The following is a 17,802-nucleotide window of genomic DNA, read 5'->3' on the forward strand; positions in this document are numbered from 1 at the left end:
TGGGACCGCTGCGCCGGGCAGCCTCGGCCAGAAAGTGCAGCTGGGTCGGCGTTGCATAAAGGACAGAGCCTTCGGGGGCGCTGCCAAGTTCCCTCAGGACGACGCGCGGATCGAACCGCGGCGTGAGCACCACGTGTTGGCCGCAGACGAGGCCGCAGACAGCGCCATAAAGGTGAAGTGAATGCGTGAGCTGCCCGGGAAGGACGACCCGGCTGCCTTTCGAAATACCGAAGGCCTGTGCCGACAGTTTGAAGCTTTCGAGCCAAGATCGGTGAGAGCGCACATAGCCCTTGGGAACACCGCTGGAACCGGAGGTGAAGCCTGCATAAAAGAGGTCGTCCTCGTCCGGCAGGATCTCAGGTGGAGTTTCCGGTGACCTTCGTATTTCAGCGGAACCGGTATCAGCCGTCAACAACACCGGCAGGGACTGGTCATCGATGACGAGGTCTGACCCGACCGCTTCCAGAACTGCTGATGCCTGGGCTGAAGGCCAGTCCGGGTCCATGACCGTGGCGACACGCCCGGTGCGGGCGCAGGCAAAGAAGCAGACGACCAGGTCCGCAGGGTCCCGAAGACGCAGGACCACATAGCTTGCATGGTCCGTCCGCTCACAAAGCACTGCCTCGATCCGGTTGATCCGGGCTGCAAGCTCCTGCCAGGAGAGAGAATTCGGACCGCATGTGAGTGCGGCCCCAGTGGCTTTCTCACTGGCAAACCGGTCGAGACTGTCGCCGACGAAGGCCATGATGTGGCCTTGCTGGATCTGCGGAATTAAGACCGGGACAACACGGCACCCGGCAGGCCGCGTGCGACGGTCTGAACGATGAGCGCCGTAAGTGCGACCTTGACCAGGTCACCGGGAATATAGACTGCGCTGCCAAGCGCGGCTTTCGGAAGGGAAAGTCCGGCCATGATGGCAACGCCCGGGATGCCGAAAGCGTAGACCACCAGAATGCCGCCGACCGCAGCCGCTATTGCCGAAGACACCAGAATGTTCAGCTCGCGGGTCGACTGCATAATCAAGCCGGCCACGAGAGCTCCGACCGGCCAGCCGATCAGAAAACCGACAGACGGACCCATGAAGACGCCAAGACCACCACGGCCGCCGGACAGGAACGGCAAGCCCAGCGCGACGAGAAACAGGAAAAGCAGCACGGCAAGCGCACCACGGATCGGGCCGAGCATGACACCGGCCAGCATGACACCGAGGGTCTGCGCCGTGATCGGCACACCGCCGAGAAAAGCGATCGCCACGGGCGGAACCAACCCCAGGGCCGCAATCAGCGCGGCATAGAAAGCAACGTGCACAAGAGACCTGTCAGCCATGATGAATTCGACCTTCTTCTCGTTAACAAGGGCGCTGCCGTTCAACCTCGCGCGGATCTTACCACATGAGGGTCAGGCAACGTCATCTGTGGGCGGGATATCCCAGTTTTTGGCCGAATGCCAGCCATATGGAGCTTCTTTTCGGTCATCTTGACAAGCCTTCCGAGCCGCCCCGCGCCTTCAATGCCTCGGCAACGTGATCCGACATGCTCAGGGACTGAATGGCGAAAGGCGCCAGCAGACGCCACGAATTTCGCGTGCCTGTTCGCGCCTGCCAGGCTTCGCGTAGTTGACCGAAAACGACGAGCATATAGGGCGCGAAGCGAAGCACCAGTGCAACGCCCAGCGCCGGTTTGCGAGGAGAGAAACCGAGGAACTCGAGCGGCCTGAACAGCGGCTGGACAGCGTTCAGCATATCGTCCATGCGGGTGGTCACCGAAACGAAGTTTGCAGCCAGGATCATGATCGCAAGCCGCAGGATGATCGTAACCCCTTCCAGAAGACTTCCGGACACCCAGTGAAGCGCCAGCAGCACGGCAAGCAGAAACGACATTGCCCGCAGGAGCTTCAGTTGCGCCAGTCCCTCGCGCCCGAGGGAGGCATAACACAGGAGAACGCCGGCAAGAGCCGGCAACAGAACCCCAAACGATGTGTACCGCAGCAGCAGCAGACTGGCGACAGCAACAGCCAGTAGCTTCAGGCCCGCGGGCATCCGGTGAGCCCAGCTGTTGCCCTGGAGATAGACCGACATCATAACTCGGCAACCTCCACATCGATGCCCTGCCGCGAGACGACATCATCCTGAAAGGCCGCCCGAACCAAATCCGGCGCGCCATCCATGCGCAAACGTCCGTCCTCGAGCCAGAGCAGTCTGTCGAAACCGTCGAACTGGCTGAGATCGTGACTGACGAGAACGATTTTCTGCGGCAGTGACAGGATTTTCTGGCGGATCCGCACCGTCGTCAGTGCATCGAGGCTGGCCATCGGCTCGTCCAGCACCAAAAGGCGCGGCTCCATGACCAGAACTGCCAGGATGCAGACGAGCTGTTTCTGACCGCCGGAAAGTTCCGTGATCGGTTTGCCGGCCAGTCCCTCACAGCCATGCAGGGCGAGGAACGCACGCGCGCGGCTGCGGCTTTCTTCCTTGCCGGCCCCGAGTTGGGTGAGGCCAAAGGCGATCTCTTCTTCCACCGTGGGAAAAATGGCCTGATGATCCGGGTTCTGGAAAACGAAGCCGACATGACGCGGCAACTCCAGTTCCGCCTCGGTGGAGGGGGCTCCAAAAAGCGTGAGGTTGCCGCTCGTCGGCGTACGCAACCCGTTCAACAGGCGTACAAGAGAGCTCTTGCCGGACCCGTTCAGGCCGATGATGCCGATCCGGTCTTCGGCAAGCTGCAAGGTGAGATCCTGCAGGATGTGCTCTTTGCCGACACTCAGTCCAACCCGATCGAAGACCGCGTAGGGACTGGCGTCGGGATTACAGACACTGGGCCTGTCCTTGAGTTTCCTGCTTTTGGGCCAGAATGCCATGTCACCTCGTCGCGGACGGCACTCCTTGCAAGGGCCGGTCCTGTTTTGCGCGCAGCTTATCGGTCGGATCTGCCGGCTTGTCAAAGACTGACAGGTGCCTGGCAAAATCGCACATTACCGCAAGGCCTTACCCTACCGGGCGGGTGAGATCGGGCAATTCGGCCAATTGGCCGATGGTGGATCTGATGCGCTGGAGGGCCCAGCGGAAACGGTCGTCGGACTGTTCGGATCCGAAGGTCAGGCGCAGATAGGGCGCCGGCTGGTGGTCCTTCGCCTGAAAATACCGGGATGACAAAACCGAAATGCCCTGGTGTCCGAGCGCGTTCTGAAGCGCGTCGGGATCGACGGTTTCCGGCAGGCGCAGCCAGCCGAACACCTTGTTGACGTCGCTCTGCAGGAAATGCGGCGCGAGCAGTTCACGCGCCGCCAGGAACCTCGTGCGGTTTGCCTTGCGCTTCAGGCGCAGCGTCTTGAACAGATGTCCCTCGCGCACCCAGCCGGCAATCAGTTCTGCCGTGATGGGGGACGCCATCCAGGTGCTTTCACCGATCTTGTTGCGAATGCTGTCACCGAAAGGCCCTGGCACATGGACGAAACCAATCCGGCTTCCGGGTGAACAGACCTTGGAGATACTGGCGATTGAGGCCGTGCGCTCCGGTGCCAGCGCACCGAAGGCGGGCAGGGCGTCCGGCAGAAAAGGTGTATAGGGATCGTCCTCGACAATCTTCAGGTCGAATTGCCGGGCAACCGCCACCAAATCCTGCCGTTCTTCGACAGACATCGTGTGGGTGGTCGGGTTCTGCATGTTCGGCATCAGGAACACGCCCTTGACACCATGCGTCTTCGCGGCCTGGGCAAGCGCTGCCGGATCCATGGCCCCAAAGCCGCCATCGGCCCGTATCAATGCGGGCAAAGGCACCGGCTTCAGGCCGATGCTGGCAAAGGAACTGAAGATCGACGGGTAGGTGAACCGGTCGACGGCAACCGCATCGCCCGGGCGGAACAGGGCCTGGCAGGTGACCTGAATTCCGTGCTGCGCGCCACAGGTAACCGCGACCCGGTCCGGGTCGGCTTCCAGACCGTAGTCCTTGAAGACGAGAGCCCCGGTTTCGCGATGCGCCTTCAGCCCTTCAGACGGTACGAACCCGTTCAACCGGTCGATCCCCACCGTGCGCGCCATCCGCGTCAGCCCGTCGGAAAGACTCGGGTTGAGATGCGGATAGGCAAAGTTTCGCGCCAGATCGCAGGTTTCCGGCTCGTCTTCCTTCGGGGTAAGGGGCGAAACTTTCTGGGTTTCAGAGGCAATATAGGTGCCCCGTCCGGTTTCTCCCTTCACTAGCCTGCGCCGCTCGGCTTCGCCGTAGGCACGGGTAATGGTGCCGAGTGTCACGCCAAGCTGATAGGCGAGTTCGCGCTGTGGCGGCAGCCTGTCGCCCTGGGCAAGCGCCCCGGTCTTGATGTCGGCTTCCAACGCGTCCGCGATCGCCAGATAGATCGGGCCACCGGCCGCTTCGATGTTCGGGATCCACATTGTCATGAGAACAATGTTATCATTGACTGATACAATACCTCAAGACAATTAGTATCTCCGCTATTTTGTATCGATTGTATCGAAATTCTCGATACTGTGTCTGGAGATACCCATGGATTACGCCACGTTTCTCGCCTTCGCGGTGTTCGTCATCGTCATGACCGGGACACCCGGTCCGGGCAACCTGACCTTTCTGGCCATCGGCGCATCCGCAGGGTACCGCACAGCCTTTCCCGTGATTGTCGCCTCGCAGATCGGATCTTTGCCGCTCAAGCTCAGCGTTGCCTATGGCCTTGGCCATGTGATGGCCGGAGGCGGCACAGTGGTGACTGTCTTCAAGGTGCTGAGCATGGCCTATATGACCTATCTTGCCTGGCGGATCGTTTGCCTCAGCGTCAAGCCGAAGGGCGAGGTCGCGCTGCCCAGTTTCTGGGAAGGATTGCTGATACACCCGCTCAGCCCGAAAACCTGGGCCATGAACCTGGTTGCCTTTTCAACCTTTCTGGCCGGCAACGGGCTCGGGATCCACGAAAACGCGATGATCCTGGTGGCGGGCTTTACCCTTGGCGGGATGGTGTTTCATTCCCTATGGGCTCTGGTTGGCGTGTCGATCCTCGCCCTGATCGGCGAAGGCCCGCTCATGCGGGCCATCACGGTGACCATGGCAATCGCCATGTTGGCGGCGACTGTTTGGGCACTGCTGATCTAGCGAAGTCTCGCTGCTTTTCGACTACCTACGTGGCAAGACGGCGGAAGAAATCGCCAGGGAACCGGCAATGAAGCTCGCCAATGACCAACTTCGCAAACAGGTGCAATGCCTTGCCGGCGCTCAAGAAATTGACCTGACCGGAGGCACTGCGTAAAGCGAGACAGATCCGGCAACAGGCGCCTGCCGGATCTGCCCGACCGGCCACAGGGGAGATCGCGACCGGGAAAAGCTCAGGCGGCGGGTATGCTTTACCGCTGCAGGTCCTTCAGTTCCTTTTGCCAACGCGCCTCGAACGACGTTTCATGCGGGTTGGGGCCCAGGCCGATATCCCGGCGCAGCTCGTCCGGCAGATGAGCCACATTCACACGCTTGCGGCCACGGATTACCATCCTTGCGAACAGAGAACCGATAAGGGATCTTAATGAAAAGCCCAAGTCTTGCTGATGGGTCGCGCAGCCCGATTTTGTCTGGGAGAGCCTGAACACGTCTATAACTCCTGTTTCTTGTGAGTTACATATCGGCGGCTTTCGTTTGTCTTACCAACGAAAATTCGATAGACATACATAAGGGAGACTTATGCATGTCAGTGAATTTGCCACCCCTTTCCGCAATCCGGGCGTTTGAAGCTGCAAGCCGGCACCTGAGTTTTACCAAGGCCGGCGACGAGTTGGGCATGACCCAGGCGGCTGTCAGCTACCAGATCAAGATCCTGGAAGATCGTCTCGGCTTTCAGCTGTTCACCCGCAAGGCCCGCAAGATCGAGCTGACCGACAATGGCGGGCAACTGGCGGCGCGGGTGGTGGATGCGTTCTCCTCGCTTCGCAGTGCCTTCGAGGATATTTCCGAAAAGAACGCTGGCCAGCTTGTCGTCTCCAGCAACACAACGTTTGCGGTCAACTGGCTGTCAAACCGTCTGTTCGAGTTCCAGATGCAGAACCCGGACGTGGGCGTGCGCATCGTTCCCTATGGCCCGCATGCTGAACCGGAGTTCAACGAATCCGACGTCGTGATCTCCGCGTGCAAGGCCCCTCCGAAAAACTGGCTCGCCCATGAAATCGTGCGCGCGGACTTTACGCCGATGCTGAGCCCGAAGCTTGCGGACACGATCGGCGGCGTCAAAAAGCCCGAGGACATTCTGAAATTGCCGCTGGTCGATCCGCAGGACCCCTGGTGGCAGATGTGGTTCGAGGCAGCGGGACTGCCGAATGTCGACCTGAGCGGTCACCCTAGCTCGCGCATGGGGTCACAGGCGCTCGAGGCCAACCGGGCGATCGCAGGACAGGGCGTCGCAATCCTGACCCCTTATTTCTGCAAGACCGCCCTTGAAAACGGCCAGCTGATCCAGCCGTTCAAGCTGACCTGCCATGCCGATGACGAAAGCTGGTACATGAGTTACCCGCCCGCCCTGCGCACCAGCCGCAAGGTCCGCCTGTTCCGCGACTGGGTTCATGCGGAACTGAAGCGCGACGGCATGCCTGTCACCGCGCCGATGGCAGTGGTTGCCTGAGGACACCCGGCCCCCAACCCAAGTTTCCGGATCATGAAAAAGCCCCGGCCATCCATCGGACGACCGGGGCCAATTGCTTTTCGGGCACCAAGGCCTGCCTTATGGCGTGAACACGATGGTCTTGTTACCGACGATCATCACTCGGTTTTCCAGGTGATACTTGACGGCACGGGCCAGCACGCGGGATTCGATGTCGCGGCCACGGGCGACGAAATCGTCCGCGGAGAGCGCATGGCTTACCCGTTCGGCGTCCTGCTCGATGATCGGGCCTTCATCGAGATCCGGCGTCACATAGTGAGCGGTGGCCCCGATCATCTTGACGCCGCGAGCATGCGCCTGGTGATAGGGTTTTGCACCCTTGAAGCTCGGCAGGAAGGAGTGGTGGATGTTGATGATCTTGCCGAACAGACGCTTGGAAAGGCTGTCGGAAAGCACCTGCATGTAGCGGGCGAGAACCACCAGATCGGCTCCGGTTTCCTTGACCAGCTTCAGCAGTTTCTCTTCCTGCTCGGCCTTGTTTTCCTTGTTCACCGGCCAGTGGTGGTACGGAATGCCTTCGTGCTCGGCCGTGCGCTGGCTGTCGGTGTGGTTGGAAACGATCGCGACCACTTCGGCATCCATCCAGCCGACGCGGATCTGGTAGAGAAGGTGCAACATGGCATGGTCGAATTTGGACACCATGACGATGACCTTCGGCCGTTTGGCCGTGTCGACCAGTTTGGCCTTCATGTCGAAACGGCTGATGACCGGGTCAAGCGCCCTCTGAACGCTTTCCAGCGTCACGCCTTCCGGAGCCAGAATGGCAATACGCAGGAAGAACTGGTTGGTTACCCGGTCCCAGAACTGGTCACTTTCGGCAATATTGGCGCCAAAATCCGCCAGTTCCGTCGTGACTGCCGCCACAATGCCAGGCTTGTCCGCGCAGGACAGCGTCAGAACGTAAAGGCTATCCGCCATGATTTTCCAGTCTCCAACCTTGAGGGCCGCAGCCCGCTGATTTTGCTTCGTGCCGGATGCCGGCCCGAACGATCAGGCAGGCATCAGACTGTGTTCCTTCAGGGCCGATACCAGATCGCTGACCCGGTCGGCATTGTCTATCGCGCGTTCTCCGGTCCTGTTCCACAGGCCGTTTTCAAAACCGATCCTGGCCTTGCCGCCCCGCCGGACCGCCTCCACCAGACACTCCGTCTCGCGGTGTCCGAAAGCGCAGACCGCCCAGTCCAGCGACTGCCCCTTGCCGCGTTCCGCGAGCTTTTCCAGAAACGGCACCAGATCTTCCGGTGCGCTTTCCTGGCCTGCCGCATAGCGCCCCAGAACGAACAGCAGCTGATGGCTTTCCCCTGCCAGGGTACCGGCTGCCGCCAGGTCGAAAAACCGGTCCAGATCATCCGCGCTGTAGACGATATGCTGGACCGCACATTCATGGTCGAACGCCCAGTGGTAAAAGGCTTTTGCCTGGTCTTCCCCGCCTTCCGGAACCATCTCCCGGATCGCGACGGAGACCGCATCCGGCTTGACCTTGTAGACCAGTTCGCGTTGCTCTTCCGGAGTGTATTTTCCAACAGCTTCCGTGGTGATTTGAACCTGCATTTGCGGCACCGCAACACGCATTTCCGACAAGAGTTCACGATAAAGCCCGGCGTCAAGCACATGGGCACCGGTAAGGTCGCGTACGTGGGCATGAAGCGCACCGGCTCCAGCCTCAAGACACGCCTTTGCCGCCACCACCGTTTCAGCAATGGTCATCGGCAGGGCGGAATGATCCGCCTTGGTCCGACGGGCACCGTTGGGAGCCACCATGATCAATGATAAAGGCGGCGGGACAAAAAGCGCACTCATGTTCAGAAGACCGCCTTGAACGCCTGGTTGAGCTTGTCGGTAATCTCTCCGACATGGCTGTCCTCGAGAATGAAAGGCGGCGCCAGAAGTATATGGTCGCCCCGCACCCCATCGATCGTCCCGCCCATCGGGTAGCAGATTAGACCGGCCTCGAATGCTGCCTTCTTGAGCGCCTTGTTGATGCCCCTCTTCGGATCAAACGGCGCCTTGCTGGCCCGGTCCTCGACGATTTCGATGCCCCGGAAAAGTCCGCGGCCGCGAATATCACCAACATGCGGGTGCTGACCGAAAGCATTGTTAAGTGCCGTCGTCAGTTTCTCGCCCATCGGCATCACCCGGTCGGCAACGCCGCCCGTCAGTTTCCTGAACACGGCGAGCGCGGCGGCGCAGGCGGTCGGATGGCCGATGTATGTGTGGCCATGCTGGAAAAAGCCCGATCCGGTCTCGATGGCTTCGTAAATGGCAGCGGTGCACAGCATGGCACCGACCGGCTGATAGCCGGCTCCGAGCCCTTTCGCGATGCATAGAATATCCGGCGCGACACCATCCTGCTCACAGGCGAACAGGGTGCCGGTGCGGCCCATGCCGCACATGACCTCGTCCAGGATCAGAAGCACGCCGTAATTATCGCAGATCTCCCGGATCCGCTTGAAATAGCCATCGACCGGCGGCAGGGCACCCGCCGTCGCACCGACAACCGGTTCGGCAACGAAAGCCATGACGTTTTCCGGCCCGAGCCGAAGGATTTCCGCTTCCAGTTCGTTGGCGATCCGTTGACCGTAGTCGAAGGCGGTTTCCCCCTCACCGCGGTCCCGATACTCGTAGCAGGGTGCAATATGGGTGGTATCGATCATCAACGGTGCAAAAGGCTCCCGCCGCCACTGGTTGCCGCCGGTTGCCAACGCACCAAGCGTATTGCCGTGGTAGCTCTGCCTGCGGGCAATCACCCGGTGCCGCGACGCTTCACCCTTCTCCAGGAAGTACTGACGCGCCAGCTTCAGCGCCGCCTCCATGGCTTCCGATCCACCGGAGACGAAATAGACGCGGTCCAGATTGCCCGGTGCTTTTCCGATCAGGAGATCCGCCAGTTCCTCTGCAGGTTCGCTGGTGAAAAAGCCTGTATGGGCGAAGGCGATCCGGTCCACCTGGGCCTTGATGGCAGCGATCACATCCGGATCGCTGTGCCCGAGACAGGAGACCGCGGCGCCGCCGGATCCATCGAAATATTTCTTTCCGGACCGATCGAGAATGTAGCAACCGTCCCCTGTTACTGCGACGGGGAGATCGGCTTTGGTGTGGCGGGGAAAAACATGAGACATGGCAAACGCATCCGACAACTGACGGGACAGCCCACATTGGGTTGACGCATTTGTATCAGAAAACGTCAGCGCCTGAAACATTTGTTTCGAAGGTACGTTAACCACGTTTTTCATTAGAATTTTAATAAAATTCAATCAGCCTGCGCGCGGGGGACGAGATTGTAATTAGTAACCGAAGGCCGCCCGTCATGCGTCAGCGCCTCACCGCCTGGATCGTATTCCTAGGATTGACTGTCACACTTGCCGGCTGCGGAACCGTCGCCGGTGTTACCGGCATGGGCTGGATGACCGCATCCCACAATTCCATCGACTATAACGACAGTTCCTGGTGCGTGCCGCGCAAGCTGAAGAAGGTTCTAAACCGGGTTGCATCCCGCTATGGCAAAGTGACTGTCAGCTCGACCAAGCGCTGGTGGCTTGAGAACTGGTGGAAGGGGGGCGCCAGGGATTCCTATCACCTCAACTGCCGGGCGGTCGATTTTTCGGTCCGTGGCAACCCGTCGTCCGTCATTGCCTTCTTGAAATCACAGCCGGAAGTTGGCGGATACAAGCACTATTCTTCCGGCCACTACCACATCGACACCGGCCCGCGCCGGACCTGGTAACCGCCTGGCAGGCAAAAGCCCGGCCCGGTATCTACCGGGCCTGATTGGCCAGTGGCGGCAAACGCTACTTCAGTTCGCCCAGTTCCAGTGCCATTTCCCATGCGACAGGGTCAAAGCCGACGAAATTCTTGGTTTCGCCTGCCACGATCGGCCTTTTGATAACGGACGGGTTCTCGATCATCACGTCGAGCGCGCTCTTGGCGTCGACAACGCTGTCCTGCGTTGCTTCGTCCAGGCGCCGCCAGGTGGTGCCGCGCTTGTTCAGGATAGACTCCCATCCGAATTCACCGACAAAGCCGGCCAGTCGATCGGCATCGACACCATCCTTCTTGTAGTCGTGGAACTCATAAGGCACGCCGGCCTCTTCCAGAAACTTCCGCGCCTTCTTGACGGTGTCGCAGTTCTTGATGCCGTAGACCTTCATCGCCTCTTCCCGGTTGTTGGATGTCCGGCCCGGAATGTGCCGACTGACGCCCGGGATGCAAGGTCATAGCCGAAGAAAACCCGAAATTTTGCGAAATTTGACCTGACAGTGCCCCCATGCCGAGGAGTTTTCCCCGTTTCGCATGCTTTCACGGGCAGTTCACCGCATTTCCTTTTTGCATTCTTGACCTCGGCTGCCCCCCGCGCTTCAAGTGGCAATTGACAGGGCGGACCGGCAGAAGGCCGGAACGGCCAGACCGGAGACTGAAAATACATGCAGGAAGAGGCCCCCGGCACAAGCCGGCCAAACAGGCCCGCGACGGCCGCCAAATCTTCTGAAAAGTCCGCTTCCGCTGCAAAACCGGGCAAGAAGTCCGACAGTGTCATGGTCGCCGGAGGGAACTGGCGTCAGCGGCTACGGCTGTGGAGCGGCCTGATCCTGTTCACATTCTGCCTCAGCCATTTTTCAAATCACGCCCTCGGCATCATTTCCTTCCAGGCCATGGACCGGGCCTCGGTCTGGCACTACTGGGTCTGGAGAAGCCCGCTTGGGGAAACTGTCCTCATCCTCGCCGCGCTGACCCATGTGCTGCTCGCCTTGTGGCGGACAAGCAAACGGCGAACGTTGAAGATGTCCCGTTGGGAGCTTTTGCAGCTCGCCCTCGGTCTTTACATTCCCTGGCTCCTGATACCGCATGTCACCACGACCATGGGCGTTGCAAAGGAGTTCGGCTTCCTGCCGCTCTACGAGCAGATGCTGACGCTGCTGTGGCCGAATGCGGCGGTCAATCAGTCTATTCTGCTGCTCATGGTGTGGACCCACGCCATGATCGGCCTGCACTTCTTCCTGCGCCTTTATCCGGCTTACCAGAGGCTGAAGCCGCTGGCGGCCGGGTTTGCCTTTGCGATGCCGGTGCTTGCCATCTGGGGCTGGATTGAAGGTGCCCGCCGACTGGCCCTCAGCCGTGACGTAACCCTCCGAATCACTCCGGACCAGCAATTGTGGGCCAGCGAGGTCGTCGTTCAGTTCCGGGCGGTCGTGTTCGGCCTGATTGCCGTCAGCCTGTTGGCCATCCTGATCCGTTACCTTCTCAGCCTGAAAGCGCGCAGCCTGACCGTGGTCTATCCGGGCGGACTGACGGTGAAGGCGCAACCGGGTGCAACGCTGCTGGAAATCAGCCGCATGAACGACATACCGATCGCATCGGTGTGCGGCGGGCGGGCCAGATGCTCCACCTGCCGGGTGAAAATTCTGGAGGGCGGCGAAACCTTGCCGAAACCGAGTGTTGCCGAAGCTGCGGTGCTGACACGGATCGGCGCGGGAAGCGACATTCGGCTGGCCTGCCAGGCGCGCCCGGAAAGCAACGTGGAAGTGCAGCCCCTTGTACCGGTCAAGGCCAGTGCAATTATCGGCGAACACCTGAAGGACGCCTATTACTGGGGCGTCGAGCAGGATGTGGTGGTCATGTTCGTGGACCTGCGCAATTTCACCGGCATCACCGAAAGCCAGCTCGCCTATGACGTGGTTTATCTGCTCAACAGCTACCTGGACCAGGCCTCAGCCGCGATCCGGGAGGAGGGCGGCTATGTCGACAAGTTCATTGGTGACGGCATCATGGCCATCTTCGGCATGGACAGCAACGCGGAAACCGGCGCCCGGCAGGCTCTTGCCGCCTGTCGCCGTATCGAAAAGGTCATGAAATCGCTCGACAAGGAGAAGGGTCCGCAGTTTCGCGATCCGATCCGGCTCGGCATTGGCCTGCACCTGGGGCCGGCCATTCTCGGTCGCATCGGCGCCGCCGGAACAGCAGGCAAACGCGGTGGGCTGACTGCGCTTGGCGACGTGGTCAACACCGCAAGCCGGCTGGAAACGGAGAACAAGAACCACGGCAGCTTCATGGTTGTTTCCAAGGCTGTTGTCGATGCGGCAGGCGCGCGGATCGACGGTGCCGAAGAGGCCGAGATCAAGGTGCGCGGCAAGGAAATCCCCTTGCAAATCCTTGCGGTGAAAAGCTTAGATGGTCTCCATCTCGCTGACGCCGTTCCTGCCTGAGACCCATCCTCCCTGTCACAAAACCTCTGGAGACCACGTGAGCCGGACCTACACGCCTCGGGAAATGCTGGAGAAACTGATCTCCTTCAACACCGTTTCGGATCGAAGCAACCTCGATCTGATCACCTTCGTCGAAGACTATCTCAGCCAATGGGGTGTCACTTCAGGGCGGGCGCTGGATGAAACGGGCCAAAAGGCCGCTCTTTATGCCCGCATCGGTCCGGATATCGACGGCGGAACCGTCCTGTCCGCCCACACCGATGTCGTTCCGGTGGCGGGCCAGAACTGGTCTCACGATCCTTTTTCCGCCTGGGAGGAAAACGGCCGCCTCTACGGCCGTGGCGCGGCGGACATGAAAGGCTTCGCGGCAACTGTACTTGCCAAGGTTCCGGATTTTCTGAATGCACCGCTCAGACGGCCCATCCACATCGCGCTGTCCTATGACGAGGAAACCGGCTGCGACGGGGCCAGGGTGCTGATCCCTGAAATGCTGGCAAACGGCCCGCGCCCTTCGGTGGTGATTGTGGGCGAACCGACCAGCATGAAGGTCGTCACGGGCCACAAGGGCATTACGGTACTGAAGACGCGCATCCAGGGACATCCGGTCCATTCCAGCCAGTTGCACCGGGGTGTTTCGGCGATTTCGGCGGCGGCCAGGCTGATCGGATGGCTGGATGCCAGAACCGCGGAGAACCGGGCCAAGGCCGATCCTGACTGCCCGTTCGAACCGCCCTACACCACCTTGCATTGCGGCACCATTTCCGGCGGCCAGGCACACAACATCACGGCCCAGCACTGCGAATTCGTGACCGATATCCGGCTGCTGCCGGGTGAACACGCGAAGGACTGGGTCGCCGCCTACCGGGCTTTCATCGAAAATGAGGTTCTGCCGGGAATGAAAGCGATCTCGCCGGACTGCGCCATCGAGGTGAGAGAACTTGCCTATGTGCCCGGGCTGGGAGAGGAGCCGGACGGGCTTGCGGAAACGACTGCCAGGCGCCTGACCGGCGACAACAGCCGCAACGTCGTGGTCTATGCCACCGAAGGCGGGATCTTCCAGGATCACGGACTTTCGACCGTGGTTTGCGGTCCCGGATCCATCGATCAGGCCCATCAACCCGACGAATTTATCGAGCTTTCCGAACTCGACCGCTGCGCTGCCTTCCTCGACAAGCTGATTGACAGAATGTCGCAATTTGACAGCTAAACGGGTTTGAACACAGAGATTTACGATGTCATAGTCGTTTTTGACAACATGGCCGCATGGTCCTGGCAGGGGGGTGCGGCCGTGGAGCAAAGCCGAAACCGGAAAACGAGGGGACTATGAACAAAAGAAAAATTGTCATCGCCGCAGCGCTGTTTGCGGCGGGAACGGGGACTGCTGTTCATGCTGAAACGCTGAAATTTGCCTTTCAGGGTGCACTGAACGCGCTTGATCCCTACAGTCTCAACGAGACCTTCACCCTGTCGTCGCTCGGCAATACCTATGAAGGCCTGACGCGCCGTGGTCCCGATCTGGCCATTGAACCGGCCCTGGCCGAGAGCTGGGAAATCGTCGATCCGAACCGCTGGCGTTTCCACCTGCGCAAGGGCGTAAAGTTTCACAACGGCAGCGACTTCACTGCAGAAGATGTCGCCTTTTCCGTCGACCGCGTGCGCTCGGAAGGGTCTGACCTGACCACCCGCGTCCCGGCTGATGCCAAGGTCGAGATCGTTGACGACTACACGGTCGATTTCGTTCTCACCGGTCCGAACCCGATCCTGCATTACGAGTGGGACACGTTCTACATCATGGACAAGGAGTGGACGACGGAGAACGACGCGGTGAAAGTCACCTCGGCGTCCGACACGTCTGCGAACCATGCCGCGCTCAATGCAAATGGCACCGGACCGTTCAAGATCGTCAGCCATGAAGCCGGCGTGAAGACCGTCTATGAAAAATACGACGGCTGGTGGGACGAAGCCAAGCACAACATCGACACGGTGGAGTTCACGCCGATCGGTTCCGATGCGACGCGCGTTGCCGCGCTGCTGTCCGGCGAGATGGACATGGTCTATCCGATCCCGGTTCAGGACATCAAACGCATCAACGACAATGCGGGAACCAAGGCACTGACCGGTCCGGAACTGCGCACGATCTTCCTGGGCATGGACCAGATGCGCGACGAGCTGCTCTATTCCGACGTCAAGGGCAAGAACCCGCTCAAGGATGCCCGGGTCCGCAAGGCCTTCTACCAGGCGATCGACATCGAGGGGATCAAGAAGAAGGTCATGCGGGACCTGTCCAACCCGTCTGCCCTGATGGTTTCGCCGCTGCTGTTCTCCAAGTCGGCCGATTTCGAGCGTTATCCCTATGACCCGGAAGCCGCCAAGGCACTGCTGGCCGAGGCCGGCTATGCGGACGGCTTTTCCATCGGCATGGACTGCCCGAATGACCGCTACGTCAACGACGAGGCGATCTGCCAGGCGGTTGCCGCCATGCTGGCCCGTATCGGCGTGAAGGTGAACCTCAACGCCCAGCCAAAGGCGAAATACTTCGCCAAGATCCTTGCTTCCGGTGGTTACGATACGTCGTTCTACCTGCTCGGCTGGACCCCCGGATCCTTCGACAGCTGGAACGTTCTGGACAACCTGATGAACTGCCGCGACGAATCCGGCAAAGGTTCGCCGTTCAACAACGGTGGCTTCTGCGACGAGAAGATCGACCAGCTGACCGATGAAATCCTGGTTGAGATCGATCCGGAAAAGCGTGACGCCATGATTGCTGAAGCTTTCCGCATCAGCCACGAGAACGCCTACTACCTCCCGCTGCACCAGCAGAGCCTGGCATGGGGCGTTTCCGACAAGCTGGACCTTGTCCAGCGTGCCGACAACCAGTTCCATTTCCGCTTCGTGACCAAGAACTGATCCTGAAGCACAGCAAATGACGCTCCCGGCAACTCCGCCGGGGGCGTATTTTCATGACTAAAGCATTCAAAGAGCCGAAATGATTGGATTTGCAACGCGCCGCATCGTGCAGGCGATGATTGTCATGCTGGTGGTCGCCCTTCTCGCGTTCACCATGTTCCGCTTTGTCGGCGATCCCATCAACCAGATGGTCGGCATCGAAACCTCGATCGAAGAACGGGAGGCCCTGCGCGAGCGCCTGGGGCTGAACGACCCGGTTCCGGTCCAGTTCTTCCGTTTCGTCACCAAGGCCTCGCAATTCGATTTCGGCACGTCCTACCAGTTCCGTCAGCCGGTTTCCGAGCTTTTCGCCAAGCGCATACCGGCCACGCTCGAACTCAGCTTCGCGTCTGCGGTGTTTGCGCTCGTTGTCGGCATTCCCATGGGCATCTACGCCGGGCTCAATCGGGAATCGCCTGTATCCAAGCTGTTTCTGTCAGTTTCGCTGATCGGCATTTCCCTGCCGACGTTCTTCATCGGGATCCTGCTGATCTTCCTGTTTTCCGTCACCCTGCAGTGGCTGCCGAGCTTCGGACGCGGCGAGACCGTGCAGATCGGATCCTGGTGGACGACCGGCTTTCTGACCATCTCCGGCCTGAAGGCGCTGATTCTGCCCTCCATCACGCTCGGCCTCTACCAGATGACCCTGATCATGCGGTTGATCAGAGCCGAGATGCTGGAAGTCATCCGGACTGATTACATCAAGTTCGCCCGGGCGCGCGGTCTGCCGAACCGGCTGGTGAACTTCCGGCATGCCCTCAAGAACACGCTCGTTCCGGTCATCACCATCACCGGTCTGCAGCTTGGCGCGATCATCGCTTTTGCGACCATCACCGAGACCGTTTTCCAGTGGCCAGGCATGGGTCTGATGTTCCTGCAGGCCGTGCAGAACGTCGATATTCCGATCATGTCCGCTTATCTGCTGCTGACAGCCTTCCTGTTCGTGACGATCAACTTCATCGTCGACATCCTTTACTTCTTCATCGATCCGCGTCTGCGGGTCGGTCGGCCATAAGGGAGACTGACGCCATGCCTTTCGTCACCAACGAAGAAGCAAAATCCAGCGTTCAGGACAGGGCGGCACCGGTCAAAGAGCCGGGGCGAATGGCCCGCGCTCTCGACAGCGATCTCTTTCATTCGTTCCTGAAATCGAAGATCACCGTCGTCGCTGCCACCGGCACGGCAATCCTGTTTCTGCTCGCGTTCCTGGCGCCGTGGATTGCTCCACATGATCCGTTCGACCTGGCGTCGATTTCCATCATGGACGCCCGCGTTCCTCCGGTCTGGATGGAATATGCCGATCCCCGCTTCCTCCTTGGAACGGACGATCAGGGCCGCGACATGCTCTCCGGCATCTTCTACGGCATGCGGATCTCGTTGATCGTCGGCTTCTGCTCTGTTGTCGCCGCCGCCTTCATCGGCATCTCGCTGGGGCTGGTCGCGGGCTACATGGGTGGGCGGGTAGATGCGATCATCATGCGGATCGCCGACGTTCAGCTGACGTTTCCGGCCATTCTGATCGCCCTTCTGATCGATGGTGTGGCGCATGGCATTTTCGGCGCGATCGACCGGGAGGTCTTCGCCTTCTACATTCTGATCGTGTCGCTGGCGCTGTCCTTCTGGGTACAATATGCGCGCACGGTGCGCGGTTCCACGATGGTGGAGAAGAACAAGGAATATGTTCAGGCCGCCCGTGTGATCGGCATTCCCTCGGTCATCATCATGGTGCGCCATATCCTGCCGAACGTCACGGGACCGGTGCTGGTAATCGCGACCATCAATCTGGCTCTTGCCATCGTGACCGAAGCGACGCTCTCGTTCCTGGGTGTCGGCATGCCGCCCACACAGCCGTCTCTCGGCACGTTGATCGCCATCGGCAACGATTTCCTCTATTCGGGGGAGTGGTGGATCGCGATCTTCCCGGGCCTCGCACTGGCCCTGCTGGTGCTGAACGTCAACCTTCTGGGCGACTGGCTGCGCGACGCCCTCAACCCGAAACTCAGGTGAGGCCGGT

The 17,802-nt window shown here is 60.1% G+C and carries 18 protein-coding genes (1 of these 18 cut by a window edge); 8 read left to right on the forward strand and 10 right to left on the reverse strand.

Annotated features, from left to right (window positions below):
* From FIV03_RS05220 to FIV03_RS05240, 5 genes are all read right to left on the reverse strand, one after another.
* Positions 1-745 carry the 5' portion of an AMP-binding protein gene (locus FIV03_RS05220; protein WP_152508898.1) on the reverse strand. Its footprint begins 710 nt before the window's first position, so only the first 745 of its 1,455 coding nucleotides appear in the window; the start codon lies at positions 743-745; its stop codon lies beyond the left edge, outside the window.
* A 26-nt stretch (positions 746-771) separates the two neighbouring features.
* Positions 772-1,326, reverse strand: coding sequence for a biotin transporter BioY (locus tag FIV03_RS05225; protein ID WP_152508899.1), 555 nt, complete (start codon positions 1,324-1,326; stop codon positions 772-774).
* A 145-nt stretch (positions 1,327-1,471) separates the two neighbouring features.
* A complete protein-coding gene (locus FIV03_RS05230) occupies positions 1,472-2,080 on the reverse strand; it encodes an energy-coupling factor transporter transmembrane protein EcfT (protein WP_152508900.1) in 609 nt (202 codons plus the stop codon).
* Positions 2,077-2,856 (reverse strand): ABC transporter ATP-binding protein, encoded by a 780-nt coding sequence (locus FIV03_RS05235; protein WP_152508901.1) that lies wholly within the window; start codon positions 2,854-2,856, stop codon positions 2,077-2,079. The genes FIV03_RS05230 and FIV03_RS05235 overlap by 4 nt, the downstream gene beginning before the upstream one ends.
* 127 nt (positions 2,857-2,983) lie before the next feature.
* A complete protein-coding gene (locus tag FIV03_RS05240) occupies positions 2,984-4,393 on the reverse strand; it encodes a PLP-dependent aminotransferase family protein (RefSeq protein WP_209009858.1) in 1,410 nt (469 codons plus the stop codon).
* A gap of 106 nt (positions 4,394-4,499) precedes the next feature.
* Between FIV03_RS05240 and FIV03_RS05245 the strand changes: the two genes are divergently transcribed.
* Positions 4,500-5,096 (forward strand): LysE family translocator, encoded by a 597-nt coding sequence (locus FIV03_RS05245; RefSeq protein WP_023002287.1) that lies wholly within the window; start codon positions 4,500-4,502, stop codon positions 5,094-5,096.
* Between the two features lie 248 nt (positions 5,097-5,344).
* On the opposite strand, the gene FIV03_RS05250 is transcribed toward FIV03_RS05245, so the two are convergent.
* Entirely contained in the window at positions 5,345-5,581 is a 237-nt protein-coding gene (locus FIV03_RS05250) for a hypothetical protein (protein WP_152508902.1), read from the reverse strand.
* Positions 5,582-5,676: 95 nt separating this feature from the next.
* Here FIV03_RS05250 and FIV03_RS05255 point away from each other — a divergent pair, with 95 nt between their 5' ends.
* The gene (locus FIV03_RS05255) at positions 5,677-6,603 is read left to right on the forward strand and encodes a LysR family transcriptional regulator (protein WP_023002291.1); all 927 of its coding nucleotides are present in this window, start codon (positions 5,677-5,679) and stop codon (positions 6,601-6,603) included.
* Positions 6,604-6,702: 99 nt separating this feature from the next.
* Here FIV03_RS05255 and purU read toward each other — a convergent pair whose 3' ends face one another.
* From purU to FIV03_RS05270, 3 genes are all read right to left on the reverse strand, one after another.
* The gene (purU, locus tag FIV03_RS05260) at positions 6,703-7,560 is read right to left on the reverse strand and encodes a formyltetrahydrofolate deformylase (protein ID WP_023002292.1); all 858 of its coding nucleotides are present in this window, start codon (positions 7,558-7,560) and stop codon (positions 6,703-6,705) included.
* A gap of 72 nt (positions 7,561-7,632) precedes the next feature.
* Positions 7,633-8,442, reverse strand: coding sequence for a 3-keto-5-aminohexanoate cleavage protein (locus FIV03_RS05265; protein WP_152508903.1), 810 nt, complete (start codon positions 8,440-8,442; stop codon positions 7,633-7,635).
* A gap of 2 nt (positions 8,443-8,444) precedes the next feature.
* Positions 8,445-9,761 carry an aspartate aminotransferase family protein gene (locus FIV03_RS05270; protein WP_152508904.1) on the reverse strand — a complete coding sequence of 439 codons (1,317 nt, stop codon included), beginning with the start codon at positions 9,759-9,761 and terminating at the stop codon, positions 8,445-8,447.
* Positions 9,762-9,949: 188 nt separating this feature from the next.
* Between FIV03_RS05270 and FIV03_RS05275 the strand changes: the two genes are divergently transcribed.
* The gene (locus FIV03_RS05275; RefSeq protein WP_023002295.1) at positions 9,950-10,366 is read left to right on the forward strand and encodes a D-Ala-D-Ala carboxypeptidase family metallohydrolase; all 417 of its coding nucleotides are present in this window, start codon (positions 9,950-9,952) and stop codon (positions 10,364-10,366) included.
* A 64-nt stretch (positions 10,367-10,430) separates the two neighbouring features.
* Here the strand turns inward: FIV03_RS05275 and FIV03_RS05280 are convergent, their stop codons facing one another.
* The gene (locus FIV03_RS05280; protein ID WP_023002296.1) at positions 10,431-10,790 is read right to left on the reverse strand and encodes an ArsC family reductase; all 360 of its coding nucleotides are present in this window, start codon (positions 10,788-10,790) and stop codon (positions 10,431-10,433) included.
* A 273-nt stretch (positions 10,791-11,063) separates the two neighbouring features.
* Here FIV03_RS05280 and FIV03_RS05285 point away from each other — a divergent pair, with 273 nt between their 5' ends.
* From FIV03_RS05285 to FIV03_RS05305, 5 genes are all read left to right on the forward strand, one after another.
* Complete coding sequence (locus FIV03_RS05285) at positions 11,064-12,842, forward strand: adenylate/guanylate cyclase domain-containing protein (RefSeq protein WP_152508905.1); 1,779 nt, start codon at positions 11,064-11,066, stop codon at positions 12,840-12,842.
* 37 nt (positions 12,843-12,879) lie between these two features.
* The gene (gene argE / locus FIV03_RS05290) at positions 12,880-14,049 is read left to right on the forward strand and encodes an acetylornithine deacetylase (protein WP_286145715.1); all 1,170 of its coding nucleotides are present in this window, start codon (positions 12,880-12,882) and stop codon (positions 14,047-14,049) included.
* A 116-nt stretch (positions 14,050-14,165) separates the two neighbouring features.
* Entirely contained in the window at positions 14,166-15,749 is a 1,584-nt protein-coding gene (locus tag FIV03_RS05295; RefSeq protein WP_152508906.1) for an ABC transporter substrate-binding protein, read from the forward strand.
* Positions 15,750-15,828: 79 nt separating this feature from the next.
* Positions 15,829-16,803 carry an ABC transporter permease gene (locus FIV03_RS05300; RefSeq protein ID WP_152508907.1) on the forward strand — a complete coding sequence of 325 codons (975 nt, stop codon included), beginning with the start codon at positions 15,829-15,831 and terminating at the stop codon, positions 16,801-16,803.
* Positions 16,804-16,817: 14 nt separating this feature from the next.
* Entirely contained in the window at positions 16,818-17,795 is a 978-nt protein-coding gene (locus tag FIV03_RS05305; protein WP_173013778.1) for an ABC transporter permease, read from the forward strand.
* Positions 17,796-17,802: the final 7 nt, after the last annotated feature.

Origin of the sequence: Labrenzia sp. THAF187b (genome assembly GCF_009363375.1) — a bacterium.
Taxonomy (GTDB): domain Bacteria; phylum Pseudomonadota; class Alphaproteobacteria; order Rhizobiales; family Stappiaceae; genus Roseibium; species Roseibium algicola.

What these genes read in the sequence shown, in the direction of transcription:
- FIV03_RS05270 (WP_152508904.1), bottom strand. Translation starts at nt 9,761, where the DNA reads ATGTCTCATGTTTTTCCCCGCCACACCAAAGCCGATCTCCCCGTCGCA.
- FIV03_RS05225 (WP_152508899.1), bottom strand. Translation starts at nt 1,326, where the DNA reads ATGGCTGACAGGTCTCTTGTGCACGTTGCTTTCTATGCCGCGCTGATT.
- FIV03_RS05265 (WP_152508903.1), bottom strand. Translation starts at nt 8,442, where the DNA reads ATGAGTGCGCTTTTTGTCCCGCCGCCTTTATCATTGATCATGGTGGCT.
- purU (WP_023002292.1), bottom strand. Translation starts at nt 7,560, where the DNA reads ATGGCGGATAGCCTTTACGTTCTGACGCTGTCCTGCGCGGACAAGCCT.
- FIV03_RS05285 (WP_152508905.1), top strand. Translation starts at nt 11,064, where the DNA reads ATGCAGGAAGAGGCCCCCGGCACAAGCCGGCCAAACAGGCCCGCGACG.
- FIV03_RS05300 (WP_152508907.1), top strand. Translation starts at nt 15,829, where the DNA reads ATGATTGGATTTGCAACGCGCCGCATCGTGCAGGCGATGATTGTCATG.
- FIV03_RS05280 (WP_023002296.1), bottom strand. Translation starts at nt 10,790, where the DNA reads ATGAAGGTCTACGGCATCAAGAACTGCGACACCGTCAAGAAGGCGCGG.
- FIV03_RS05235 (WP_152508901.1), bottom strand. Translation starts at nt 2,856, where the DNA reads ATGGCATTCTGGCCCAAAAGCAGGAAACTCAAGGACAGGCCCAGTGTC.
- FIV03_RS05255 (WP_023002291.1), top strand. Translation starts at nt 5,677, where the DNA reads ATGTCAGTGAATTTGCCACCCCTTTCCGCAATCCGGGCGTTTGAAGCT.
- FIV03_RS05240 (WP_209009858.1), bottom strand. Translation starts at nt 4,393, where the DNA reads ATGACAATGTGGATCCCGAACATCGAAGCGGCCGGTGGCCCGATCTAT.
- FIV03_RS05275 (WP_023002295.1), top strand. Translation starts at nt 9,950, where the DNA reads ATGCGTCAGCGCCTCACCGCCTGGATCGTATTCCTAGGATTGACTGTC.
- FIV03_RS05230 (WP_152508900.1), bottom strand. Translation starts at nt 2,080, where the DNA reads ATGATGTCGGTCTATCTCCAGGGCAACAGCTGGGCTCACCGGATGCCC.
- FIV03_RS05305 (WP_173013778.1), top strand. Translation starts at nt 16,818, where the DNA reads ATGCCTTTCGTCACCAACGAAGAAGCAAAATCCAGCGTTCAGGACAGG.
- FIV03_RS05295 (WP_152508906.1), top strand. Translation starts at nt 14,166, where the DNA reads ATGAACAAAAGAAAAATTGTCATCGCCGCAGCGCTGTTTGCGGCGGGA.
- FIV03_RS05245 (WP_023002287.1), top strand. Translation starts at nt 4,500, where the DNA reads ATGGATTACGCCACGTTTCTCGCCTTCGCGGTGTTCGTCATCGTCATG.